The organism is Paenibacillus artemisiicola (genome assembly GCF_017652985.1).
Lineage (GTDB): Bacteria > Bacillota > Bacilli > Paenibacillales > Paenibacillaceae > Paenibacillus_Z > Paenibacillus_Z artemisiicola.
In genome coordinates this window covers 92,395-104,451 of the sequence record NZ_JAGGDJ010000005.1, presented here as the reverse complement: position 1 = coordinate 104,451, position 12,057 = coordinate 92,395, and the positions used below count along the sequence as shown (strand labels likewise).

Sequence of the window (12,057 nt, the reverse complement as noted above, 5' to 3'; positions counted from 1 at the left end):
GGAGGTATACGTATGACTGAGAAGTTCATCCGCGGCATGGCCCGCGCCAGATGGGCGGTCTTGCTCGGATGGCTTGCGATCACCGTCGCGTCGGTGCTGTTTCTGCCCAATTTGGCCGACATCGTGCGCCAGACCGAGCAGAAATTCGTCCCGTCCGATTCCGAATCCGTCGTCGCCAAGCGCATGCTCGAGCAGATCAATCCCGAAGCGACGACCAAATCGAGCGCCATCCTGGTCTATTCAAGGGACGGCGGCCTGACCGGCCAAGACCGGGCATGGCTCAAAGCCAAAGCGGCCGAGCTCGGCGGCCTGAGCGGCAAGGGCGGCTTCCAGTCCGTCCAGTCGGCGTACGAGACGCCCGAGTTGGCTTCCAAATTCCGCAGCAAGGACGGCACGACCGAGATGCTCATCGTCGGCTTCTCGGGCGCGGACAACGACGCGCTGACGCAGGACGCCGTCGACGAGCTCGACGGCCGGATCAAGGACGCGCCGGCGGGCGGCAAGGTCGAGCTGACGGGCAGCGCGCCGATCGGTAAAGATTTTCAGGAGAGCTCCGAGAACGGCCTGAAGAAGACGGAGCTGCTGACCGTGGCGCTCGTTCTCGTGATCCTGCTGATCGTCTTCCGCTCGCCGGTCGCGCCGTTCGTCCCGCTCATCACGATCGGCCTGTCGCTCGTCATCACGACCGGGCTCGTCGCGGCGGCGACGCATTGGGGCATGCCGGTCTCCTCGTTCACGCAATCGTTTCTGATCGCGGTCATGTTCGGGGCGGGCACGGATTACTGCATCCTGCTCATCCAGCGTTACCGCGAAGAGCTGAGCCGCGACGGCGATAAGGTCGAGGCGCTCGTGCGCACGATCCGCACCGTCGGCAAGACGGTGGCGTTCTCCGCGAGCACCGTGTTCGTCGCGTTCTTCCTGATCGGCTTCGCCCAGTTCGGGCTGTACCAGTCCGCCGTCGGCGTCGCCATCGGGGTCGCCGTCACGCTGATCGCCGGCCTCACCTTGACGCCGGCGCTGCTGATGATCTTCGGCAAGGCGATGTTCTGGCCGTCCCGGATCGCCGCCGGCCAAGGCCACGGGGAATCCAAGCTGTGGGCGGGCATGGCGGCGTTCTCCGCGCGCCGTCCGGTCGCGATCATCCTCGTGGCGGTCATCGTGCTCGCGCCGGTGACGCTGCTGTTCCAGAACAAGCGCTCCTTCGACGACTTGGCGGAAATCGATCCGAAGCTCGGCTCCGTCCAAGGCTTCCGCCAGGTCGAGCGCACGTTCGGCTCCGGCGAGGTGTTCCCGCTGTCGATCGCGGTCTCGTCGCCCGACTCCATGCGCAATCCCGCCGCGCTGGCGGTCATGGAGACGGCCAGCGCGAACGTCGCGAAGCTGGGCGGCGTCAAGGAAGTGCGCAGCGCCGTCCGGCCGCTCGGGGCGCAGCTCGCCGACCTGACCGTGTCCGATCAATTGACCAAGACGTCGGAGGCGATTGAGCAGCTCAAGGACGGCGTGGACCGAGTCGCGGGCGGCTTGAAGGAAGCCGAGACGTCCGTCTCCGGGGGCCGGGGCGACGTCGACCAGCTGACGAGCGGCCTGCGGACGATGGCCGCGAAGACGAAGGACGCGCAGAGCGGCCTCAATCAAATCCGCGGCGGCCTGCGGCAGGCGTCCCAAGGCGCGGAGCAGCTCGAAGGCGGGCTGGCGCAAAGCGCCTCCGTCTCGGCGTCCATGAGCGCCGACTTTCATGCGCTGCTGAAGGCCCATCCCGAGCTGAAGGACGACGCCGCCATGCAGCGGCTGCTCGGCAAGCAGCAGGGGTTATCCGGCGGCTTGAACGAGTTGAAGGGCGGCGCGAACCGGTTGTCGTCCAGCTTCTCGCGGCTGACTCCCGGCGTCTCGCAGGCCGCAAGCGGCCTTGGCCAGCTCGCGGCGGGCCAGACGGCAGCCGCCGACGGCGTCGCCAAGCTGGGCGGCGGCCTGACGGAGCTGACCGGCGGGCTTCAATCGGGCGCGAAAGGGCTCGGCGACGTCTCGGCCGGGCTGACGCAAGTGAAGGAAGCCCAGCAATCGATCGGCGACAGCCAGATTCCGGGCTGGAACCTGCCGCAGTCGGCGCTCGACAGTCCGGAGCTGCGGCAGGCGCTGGACTACTACATCTCCAAGGATGGCAAGACCGCGAAGTTCGACGTCGTGCTGGCCGTCAATCCGTACTCGCCGGAAGCGCAGGACACCGTCGGCCAAGTCCGCGACGCGCTGGCGCACAGCTTTGGCGGCACCGTCTTGAAGGACGCGAAGGTGTACGTCTCGGGCACCTCGGCGCAAATCACGGAGCTGAAGGCAATCTCGAAGAGCGACTTCATGCGGACGGGCGCGTTCGTCCTGATCGGCATCTTCATCGTCCTGATGCTCATGCTGCGCTCGATCGTGGCGCCGCTGTACCTGCTGCTGTCGCTGGGCTTTAATTTCCTCGTCACGATGGGCATCGTGGAATTCGTCTTCGTCCGCCTGCTCGGCAAGGAAGGGCTGTCTTGGAGCGCGTCGTTCTTCATCTTCCTCATTATCGTGGCGCTCGGGGTCGACTACAGCATCTTCCTGATGGCGCGGTTCAAGGAGGAATACCGTCCGGGCGGCGTCCGGGATGCGATGGCGAAGGCGATGTCCACGACCGGCGGGGTCATCGTCTCGGCCGCGGTCATCATGGGCGGCACGTTCGCCGCGCTCATGATGTCGGGCGTGAACACGCTGCTTCAGATCGGAGCGGGCATCGTCGTCGGGCTGATCCTGTACGCGTTCGTGTTCATGGGCCTTGTCGTGCCGGCCCTCGCGAATCTGTTCGGCGAAGCGAACTTCATCTCGGGCTTTGCCCGCAACAAGGAAAAAGCGCCGAAGTTGAAAGAAGTCGGCGATACGTAACGTCCCTGCGCAACGGGAGGGGCAATCCCTTCCCGTCAGCTATGCCTATCCAACCGCGCCATGAAAAACGGGGACGATCGTTCCCGTTTGTCCGGCAAAAAAGAAAGAAGCGTTTCGGTTTCCCGCGCTTCGCGAAAGCCGGCAGGCGACGGCGCTAATCGGTTCGCCTCGTCCGTCGGAATCGCTGCCGCTAGCCAAATGCAAAAAGGCCGTATCCTCCTATACCGGAAGATACGGCCTTTCGTTAGTTTCAAAGCCGCGGCGCCATGCCGCAAGCTCAAGGACCCGCGGACTCTCTAACCCAGCGCGTGCTTCGCCGCCTGCCACGTATGCGCGAACAGCTCCGCCAGTTCCAGATGCTGCACGTATTCCAACGCGCCTCGCGCGTCCTCCGCGGAACGGCCGCTCTCCTGCAGCTGCACGAGGCCCGTGAACGCGCTCGCGTTCCAGCGCGTGCGGCGGGCGATTTCGGCCAGGCCGTCGCGGATCGCGCCTTCCGGCACATCGCTTAGGACCGTGCCGTTCCGGACCCAATCCGCTGCGCGGTCCTGCAGCCGCTGCATGGCCGGATGGGCGCCCGCCATACGGAACCAATAGTTCGCGTTCGAGAAATCCCCCTCCATGCGGTGCATGATGCCGTGCCAGTAGCAGCCCGTGGCGTCGTCCTCGATCTCTTGGGCGTAAGCGTGGGAAGCCCCCAGGCTTTCGTTCAGCAGGTGCAAGCCCGCCTTCAGCGCGATCAGCGCCGGGCGGTCGGCCTGCGGCGCGGTCGAGAGCGCGAGCGGCAGCTCCGCGATCCGCTCGTCCAGCGCGGCGTCCCAAACCCGCTTCGGCATGAGCGCCTGCAGCGATTGGCGGTTCTCCAGTCGTTCCGTGATCAGCAGCAATGCTTCGTTCATGGGCAGCCTCTCCTTTAGGACATATCGAGCCATCGAAAATCATCCCGAGCATACCGCGGATCGCGTCAAATGGCAACAAAAAACCGCGCGGTCCGGGACCGCGCGGCGCCTGCCGCCTCCGCTCATCCGTAGGGGCCGCGCGGGTGGCAGCCGAGCAGCCGGAGCAGGCGCGGATTGTCCTTGGCCGCCTCGAGAACCGACGGGGGCATGACGTAGTTGACGAACGGGTAGAACCGCTGCGAGACCCAACGCCGGCCGTACGTCACCTGCTGCACCATGCGGACGCTGCCGCTCATATTCTTCGCGCCCCGGTGCCAGGTCTGGCCGTTGAAGATGAGCATGTCGCCCTTCTTCGCCAGAATCGATACCGGCCCTTGGCCCTTGTAGGACGGCGTCTCGGTCGGCGAAGCCGGATGGCGTCCGCTCCGGTGGCTGCCCGGCACGAGCTGCGTCGGCCCCATGTCCTCGGTCACGTCCTGCAGATAATACATGACGCTGAACATGAAGCAGGGCATCGGAATGCGCGGATCCAGCTCGGCCCCCTCCGGAATCGGGAAGAACAGATCCTCGTCCACGTGCCACGCGTCGATGCCCGTCCCCGGCGTCGTGTACAGCCCGTTATTCGAGAACATATGGCAATTGCGGCCGAGCACCGCCTCGGCGAACGCGACCGCTTGCGGCCGGTCGATCATCCGCAGGAAGAGCTCGCCCCGCTCGAACATCTTGGTCCGCAGGTTCTCTCCGTATCCGTCCTGCGGCGTCTCCGCGAACTCCCGCTCGAACGCGGCGCGGTACTCGTCCGCGAACGCCTCGCCGAGCGCGCCGCGGACGAGCGTGAAGCCGTCGCGGTAGAACCGCTCCATGTGATAAGCCAAGTCGAACGCGTTCGGATCGGCCGGCGCCATGCTGCGTTCCATGCGTCATTCCCCCTTGTACGATGTCCGCCGCCCCCGCGATGCGGGCCGCGCCGGGCGGATTCCCGGCGGACGGCGGTTCTGCTATAGTTAGCTTAACGCGCTTCGCGGCGCGCCGGATTGGGCGATTTGACGAAAGACCGGGACGATCTGACGGCGGGAGGGCCGAGCATGGACCATTACGTTAACGAGCAGTTCATGGATAACCCCGCCTTTCCGTTCCGGGCGTTCCGCGCGCCCGTCACGCAAGATTTCGAGCTGCACATCCACGACTTCGTCGAAATTATCTACGTGACGGAAGGCCGAGGCATCCATCTGTTTCAGGAACGGGCGTTCCCCGTCCGCGAAGGCGATATTTTCATCATCCACCGGCATGTCCCCCACGGCTACCGGTGTCTGCCGGACACCCCGTTCACGGTCAACAACGTCATCTTCGACCCCGGCTTTTTCGACCGGGAGCTTGCCCACATGGCGGGCGTGACGGCCTTCGTCGATTTCTACTACGTGGAGCCGTTTCTCCGCGAACGGTCGCGGTCCCCCGCCATCATGAACCTCGGCAAGCCCGAGCGCATCGAAGCGATCGCGATTCTGGACCGGCTCGTCCGGGAAGACGCGGAGCGCGAGGCCCATTACGAGCTCATGGTGCGCACGCACCTGCTCCAGCTGTTCGTTTACTTGAGCCGCTGCTGCGACCGCTGGGCGAAGAAGCCGGCTACGCCCGTCCGCGATGAAGAAGAGCTGTTTCGCATGGCATGCGCGTTTACGAAACGGCATTACGCCCAGCCGATCGGGCTCGAACAGATCAGCCGGATGTGCGGCCTCAGCCAAACCACGTTCACCACCAAATTCAAGCGGCATCTCGGCCTCACGTTCATCGAATACCGCAATCGCATTCGGCTGGACGAGGCGAAGACGCTCCTGGAGACGTCCCCCGCCAAAATCATGGCCGTCGCGCTCGAAGTCGGCTTCGAGGATCTCAGCTTCTTCAACCGCCTCTTCAAGCGCGAATTCGGCCTCACGCCGAGCGAGCACCGCGAGCGGTTCCGCCGCGCGGCGCGGCAGGGCGGCGGTTCGCCGGCCGATGCCGGCGGGACGGGCGCGCGAATCGCGGACGCCGACGGCGAAGACGGGTGAGCGGCGCCGCTTCCCGGCGGCACAGGCGCGAATAACGGCGCGGCCGGCTCTCGGCGCCTGCGGTCGGGAACCACTGCCCGTCGCGGGCCGCCCTTGCTTTCGCCGCGCGCAAAAAAGCTCCCGAACCGTTTCCGGCCCGGGAGCTTCGCTAAGAGAGACGCCTATTTGCTGTGCAGCACTTCCGGCGTCGTGAGCTTGTCGTAGAAATCGACGACCTTGTCCTTGTCGTCGGACTCGCGCAGCGCCATCGCGGAGCGCGGGTGCTCGTCCAGCATGCCCGTGATCATGTACGGGATGATGTAGCCCCACTCTTCCTTCTCGCGGAGCGGCACCATGTAGCGCTCGATCATGTCGAGCACCGGGCGCACGTTGTACTTCGTGTTCTTCAGATGCGCCACGAGCAGCTCCGTCGGGCAGTTGCCCGCCGCGCGGCCCATGCCGTACACGGACGCGTCGAGCAGTTCGACGCCGTTGTCGACCGCGGTGAGCGTGTTCGCGAACGCGAGCTGCATGTTATTATGCGTATGCACCCCGAGGCGCTTGCTCGGCAGGTGCTTTTTGAATTTGGAGATCAGGTATTCGAAATCCTTCGGATCCAGGCTGCCGTAGGAATCCACCACGTACACGACGTCGACGACGCTCGCTTCGATCAGCTCGAACGCTTCCAGCAGCTGGTTCTCCATGACGTTCGAGAGGGCCATGATGTTCAAGGTCGTCTCGTATCCGCGGTCGTGGAACACTTGCACGAGCTCGAGCGCCTTCTCCACGTCCTGGATGTAGCACGCGACGCGGATCAAATCGAGCAAGCTCTCTTCGCGCGGGAGGATGTCGTTCTCGTCCACGCGGCCGATGTCGACCAGGGCGGACAGCTTCGTATTGAGCTTATGCGGAATGACCTTGCGCAGGAAGTCGTCGTCCAGGAAGCGCCACGGGCCTGCCGAATCCGCGCCTTTGAGCAGCTTCGGGGAGTTTTTGTAGCCGATTTCCATATAGTCCACGCCGGCGTCGTTCAACGTTTGGTACAGGTGCTGAACGAAATCGATGCTGAAATCCCAATTATTGACGAGTCCGCCGTCGCGGATCGTGCAGTCGACGATTTTGCAATTACTGTTCTTTGCGGTCATGTGCGTGTACTCCTTTAGCCCATACTTTTTTTCCATCATACTTGAAATTCGCCATGAACGCAAAACAATTTTTTACCGCTTTAAAGCGTATACGCGTTGCCGCGTTCCGTCAGATCATCGTATCCGCGCGCACGACCTCGTCGAACTTCTCGGCCGTGATCAGGCCGCTTCGGACGGCCGCTTCGCGCAGCGTCAGCCCTTCCTTGTGGGCCGCCTTGGCGATGGTCGCGGCATTCTCGTACCCGATATGCGGATTCAGCGCCGTCACGAGCATGAGCGATTCGTTCAAGTACCGTTCGATCGCCTCGCGGTTCGGCTCGATGCCGACGGCGCAGTGCTCGTCGAACGACCGCATGGCGTCGCCCAGCAGCCGCGCGGACTGCAGGAAGTTGTGGATGATGACCGGCTTGAACACGTTCAGCTCGAAATTGCCCTGGCTCGCGGCGAAGCCGATCGCGGCGTCGTTGCCCATGACCTGGCAGACGACCATCGTCAGCGCCTCGCACTGGGTCGGGTTCACCTTGCCCGGCATGATGGAGCTGCCCGGCTCGTTCTCGGGAATGCGCAGCTCGCCGATGCCGCAGCGCGGGCCGCTCGCCAGCCAGCGGACGTCGTTGGCGATCTTCATGAGATCCGCCGCCAGCGCCTTGAACGCGCCGTGCACGAAGACGAGCTCGTCGTGGCTCGTCAGCGCCTGGAATTTGTTCGGCGCGCTGACGAAGCGCTTGCCCGCGTAGCCGCCGATCGCTTCGGCGACCTTCTCGCCGAACCCCGCCGGCGCGTTCAGCCCCGTGCCGACGGCCGTGCCGCCGATGGCCAGCTCGCGCAGCTCCTCGCGCGCCGCGCCGATGTTCCGCTCCGCCTTCTCCAGCATGCGGACCCAGCCGCCGATCTCCTGGCCGAGCGTGAGCGGCGTCGCGTCCTGCAGATGGGTGCGGCCGATCTTGATGATGCCGGCGAACGCGTCGCGCTTGCGCTCGAGCGTCGCCTTGAGCTGCGCGATCGCCGGCAGCACCGTATCCTCGACCGCGATCAGCGCCGCGACGTGCATCGCGGTCGGGAACGTGTCGTTGGAGCTCTGCGAGCGGTTGACGTCGTCGTTCGGGTGCACCTTCGCGTCATGGCCCGCCTCGGCCAGCAGCTGGCCGGCCCGGCGCGCGATCACTTCGTTGACGTTCATGTTCGACTGCGTGCCGCTGCCGGTCTGCCAGACCGCGAGCGGGAACTCGCCGTCCCACCGGCCCGCGAGAATCTCGTCCGCCGCCGCCGCGATCGCGCCCGCCTTGGCTTCGTCGAGCTTGCCGAGCCCTCCGTTGACGGCCGCCGCCGCCTTCTTCAAATACGCGAACGCCCGAATGAGCTCGCGCGGCATTTTCTCCGTGCCGATCTTGAAATTATGGAGGCTGCGCTCCGTCTGCGCGCCCCACAGCCGATCCGCCTCGACCTTGATCTCGCCCATGGAATCCTTCTCGATCCGATACTCCATCGTCCTTGCCCCTTCCGCTTTATAATGGCCGCTTCGCTTCCCGGCCGCTTGTCTCGTACGGGTCGCCCGCGCGCATACATCCGTTATTTCAAGTAAAGAGGCGATGCATGAAACATCATGCGCCGCCTCTATCCATGATTGCCTATTTCAGGGTATGCGATACGGACGGCGTTTAGGGCCGCGCCGGGAAAAGCGCCCGCAGCGCGTCCGGCAGCGGCCGGCTCGTCCGCGAGGCCGCATCCATCGTCACGCACGTGACGAGCGCGTCCGCGCACCGCTCTCCCGCCCGGTTGACGATTTCCTGCTTCAGGACGTAGCTCGTTCTCCCCGCCCGTTCCGCCGCCGTCGTCACGGTCAGCCGGTCGCCCTGCCGGCATTCCTTGCGGTAATTGATGTTGACGTTCACCGTTACCGTCCGGATGCCCAGCGCGCCGAACGCGTCGTAGTCCAAGCCCGCGCGCTCGTACCATTCCTCCCGGCCCCATTCCAGGTACTCCAAGTACTTGGCGTTGTTCACGTGGCCGTTGACGTCGATTTCCGTCGAGCGGACCACGATTTCCAGGCTGACGCCCGCCATGCTCTCCACGCTCCTTCGCGGCCGGTCCTCTGTTCCGGCCCGATTGCCACCTATGTTAGCGCGAGGGGCGGCGGATGTCAAAGCCGGCTTGGGGCGAACGCGCCGGGGAGGGCATGGAATGCGGAAGACGTACGGCCGCTCGGGATGGGTTGCCGTAAGACGTACGGGCGCGTTCGATGGAACGCCGGAACGCGTGCGGTCGGAAGTGCAGGACCTGGAAGACGTACCGTCGCATCGGTCGGCGCATCGTGCCGCTAACGCAAAAAACGCCGCGGGCGGCGGCGTTTCGGGCGAACGGTTCAGTTATCGGCATCCATTTGGACGCCTTGGCGGAGCGGCAGGGAAGCTTGAACGCGCGCGAACAGCCCTTCCACGGCGTACACCAGTCCCATCACCGCGAGCAGGCCGGCGATCGAGACCGCGACGGAAGCGGGCGCGACCCACAGCTTATCGGGATGCGCGAAAAACGGGATGAGCGCCACGGCGATGATCGGCGGGGCGTTCAGCTTCAGCGCGCGAACGAGCCAAATCATGGCGAGCGTGCTGCAGAAGAGGGACACCATGCCGCCGTGAAGGGCGTAGGCAGCCGTGCCGACCGCCGCCGAGAGCACCGCGCCTCCGGCGATGCCGAACAGTTCCTTCATCCGCGGGGAGCGGGTGATGAACAAAAACCCGAAGGCGCCGAGCGTCGGGAAGAACAGCATGTGCATCCCAGGGGAATGCGAGGAAAGCCAATACACGAACATCATATACAAACCGAGGCCGACCGACCGAATGACCACTTGCGCAACAATCCTTTCCGCCATTAAAAGTCACCGTGATAAACCTGACATGAAAATCACACTTTTACGAGCGTAAATCAGATCGTCCCCCGCGTCAATGGTAAATTCATCGGTTATATCCAGACCTGCGAAGCGGCCGGCACGGCCGAGCCATGCATACGGGAACTCCGCTAAAGCGGCATTTGGACGTCATTTCGGCGCTTAGCGGCCGCAGACGCGGTTAGTTGCCGAACACGACGCCAAACTACGCGAGCGTTACTCCGACAGCGGAACCTAGGGCCGTTCAACCTGACGATGCGCCGTTGTACGCCAAATAACGGCTGCCGCGTCCGCTCGTTCCCGCTGTCGCCCCATCCCCGATTCCCACTCCTTGACGCCCGGCTCTTCCGTTCATCGCCGAATCCAACCTCAAGTCCCGCAGTACGTCCGGTACGGGCGGGCCGCAGGTTCCGGCAGCGCTGCGAAGGCCGCTTGCCCGGGCGCATGCGCGTACGGGTCCGAGAGCGCCGCGAGCAGCCGCTCCAGCACGCCGTAATCGCCCTGCTCGGCCGCCGCGAGCGCCTCCTCCACCCGGTGGTTGCGGGGAATGACCGCCGGATTGGCGGCGCGCATCGTCCGTTCGGCGTCCTCCGCCGATTCCGCCTGCCTGCCGCGCCTCGCCTGCCACCGCTCGCGCCACTCGGCGAACGCCGGCGCTTCCAGCAGCGCCGAACCGGCCGTCCGCCCGTGCGTCAGCGCGAGGAACGTATCCGTGTAGTCCGCGCGGTGCCGCTGCATGAGCGCGAGCAAGTCCTGGACCAGCGCCTCGTCCTCCGCTTCTTCGCCGAACAGGCCGAGCTTCGCCCGCATGCCGGCCAGCCAGCGGCCGCGGTACAGCTCCGGGAACGCCGCGATCGCTTCCTCGGCCAGCTCCACGGCGCGCTCTTCGTCTTCGGCGAGCACGGGCAGCAGCGCTTCCGCCAGCCGCGCGAGATTCCACGCCGCGATCTGCGGTTGATTGCCGTAGGCGTAGCGCCCTTGGCGGTCGATCGAGCTGAACACCGTCGCCGTGTCGAACGCGTCCATGAACGCGCACGGCCCGTAGTCGATCGTCTCGCCGCTGATCGCCATGTTATCGGTGTTCATGACGCCGTGGACGAAGCCGACGAGCTGCCATTTCGCGATGAGCGCGGCCTGACGGGCGACGACCTCGCGCAGCAGCGCCAAGGCGCGGTTGTCTTCCCGGTCATGATCGGGATAGTGGCGCTCCAGCGCATAGTCGACCAGGATGCCGAGCTCCTCGGCCGGCCGCGCGGCGGAGACGTATTGGAACGTGCCGACGCGCAGATGGCTGGCGGCCACGCGGGTCAGCACCGCGCCGGTCAGCTCGCTCTCGCGGATGACGGCGTTGCCCGTCGTCGTCACGGCGAGGCTGCGCGTCGTCGGGATGCCGAGCGCGTGCATCGCCTCGCTGATCACGTACTCGCGCAGCATCGGGCCGAGCGCCGCGCGGCCGTCGCCGCCGCGGGAATACGGCGTCCGGCCGGCGCCCTTCAGCTGAATGTCGAAGCGCGCTCCCCCCGGCGCGAGCTGCTCGCCGAGCAGCACGGCCCGGCCGTCCCCCAGCATCGTGAAATGCCCGAATTGATGGCCCGCGTAAGCCTGGGCGATCGGCTGCGCCCCTTCCGGAATCCGGTTGCCGGCGAAGATCTCTGCGCCTTCCCCGCCGCTCAGCGCCTCGGCATCGAGGCCGAGCTCCCCCGCCAGGCGCGCGTTGAATAGCGCGATCTTCGGCGCGCTGACCCGCGTCGGCGCCTGCTCGGCGAAAAACGCGCGCGGCAGCCGCGCGTAGCTGTTGTCGAAATGCCATCCCGCCGCAGCGGTCGTTTGGTGTTCCTTGGTCATGCGATCTCCTTCTTCCTGCGTTCGTCGGTATCGTTTCCCTTATTATACCCGTTCCGCGCCCGCAAGGCGCGCCCCGGCGCAAAAACCGGAAAGCGGCCCGGCCGGCTCTTGCGCCGGGCGAGATCGCGCTCGGCGGCTAACGCCTCTGCGCTCCTTTCGAGAAGGCCGCCGGAACACGGCAAAAAGCCGTTCCCGGCGGCCCGGCGCGCTTGGCGCCGGCCCCCGGGAAAGGCTTATCGTCCTTACGATGACGTCCTCGATTCCTTCGCCAGTCGCGTCCTCGATGCTATTGCGGGTTACGTCCTCGTTTCTATCGCAGGTTACGTCCTCGTTTCTATTGCCGTTTCTCGTAT

9 protein-coding genes are annotated in these 12,057 nt (G+C 65.3%); 2 read left to right on the top strand and 7 right to left on the bottom strand.

Annotated elements, in window-relative coordinates; genetic code table 11:
* Nucleotides 1-12 precede the first annotated feature (12 nt).
* Complete coding sequence (locus I8J29_RS10685; RefSeq protein WP_208847607.1) at nucleotides 13-2,904, top strand: MMPL family transporter; 2,892 nt, start codon at nucleotides 13-15, stop codon at nucleotides 2,902-2,904.
* Between the two features lie 296 nt (nucleotides 2,905-3,200).
* Here the strand turns inward: I8J29_RS10685 and I8J29_RS10680 are convergent, their stop codons facing one another.
* Together I8J29_RS10680 and I8J29_RS10675 are read right to left on the bottom strand one after the other, a co-directional pair.
* Complete coding sequence (locus I8J29_RS10680; protein WP_090641322.1) at nucleotides 3,201-3,803, bottom strand: hypothetical protein; 603 nt, start codon at nucleotides 3,801-3,803, stop codon at nucleotides 3,201-3,203.
* A gap of 122 nt (nucleotides 3,804-3,925) precedes the next feature.
* Nucleotides 3,926-4,720, bottom strand: coding sequence for a phytanoyl-CoA dioxygenase family protein (locus I8J29_RS10675; RefSeq protein WP_208847606.1), 795 nt, complete (start codon nucleotides 4,718-4,720; stop codon nucleotides 3,926-3,928).
* 168 nt (nucleotides 4,721-4,888) lie between these two features.
* Between I8J29_RS10675 and I8J29_RS10670 the strand changes: the two genes are divergently transcribed.
* Entirely contained in the window at nucleotides 4,889-5,851 is a 963-nt protein-coding gene (locus I8J29_RS10670; protein ID WP_208847605.1) for an AraC family transcriptional regulator, read from the top strand.
* 161 nt (nucleotides 5,852-6,012) lie between these two features.
* Here the strand turns inward: I8J29_RS10670 and I8J29_RS10665 are convergent, their stop codons facing one another.
* From I8J29_RS10665 to I8J29_RS10645, 5 genes are all read right to left on the bottom strand, one after another.
* Complete coding sequence (locus I8J29_RS10665; protein WP_208847604.1) at nucleotides 6,013-6,975, bottom strand: aldolase catalytic domain-containing protein; 963 nt, start codon at nucleotides 6,973-6,975, stop codon at nucleotides 6,013-6,015.
* A 109-nt stretch (nucleotides 6,976-7,084) separates the two neighbouring features.
* Nucleotides 7,085-8,461: a class II fumarate hydratase gene (gene fumC / locus I8J29_RS10660; RefSeq protein ID WP_208847603.1), complete on the bottom strand. Its 1,377-nt coding sequence runs from the start codon at nucleotides 8,459-8,461 to the stop codon at nucleotides 7,085-7,087.
* 172 nt (nucleotides 8,462-8,633) lie between these two features.
* Nucleotides 8,634-9,038 (bottom strand): acyl-CoA thioesterase, encoded by a 405-nt coding sequence (locus I8J29_RS10655; RefSeq protein WP_208847602.1) that lies wholly within the window; start codon nucleotides 9,036-9,038, stop codon nucleotides 8,634-8,636.
* Between the two features lie 299 nt (nucleotides 9,039-9,337).
* The gene (locus I8J29_RS10650) at nucleotides 9,338-9,820 is read right to left on the bottom strand and encodes an HPP family protein (protein ID WP_208847601.1); all 483 of its coding nucleotides are present in this window, start codon (nucleotides 9,818-9,820) and stop codon (nucleotides 9,338-9,340) included.
* 408 nt (nucleotides 9,821-10,228) lie between these two features.
* Entirely contained in the window at nucleotides 10,229-11,704 is a 1,476-nt protein-coding gene (locus I8J29_RS10645; protein ID WP_208847600.1) for a protein adenylyltransferase SelO, read from the bottom strand.
* Nucleotides 11,705-12,057 lie beyond the last annotated feature (353 nt).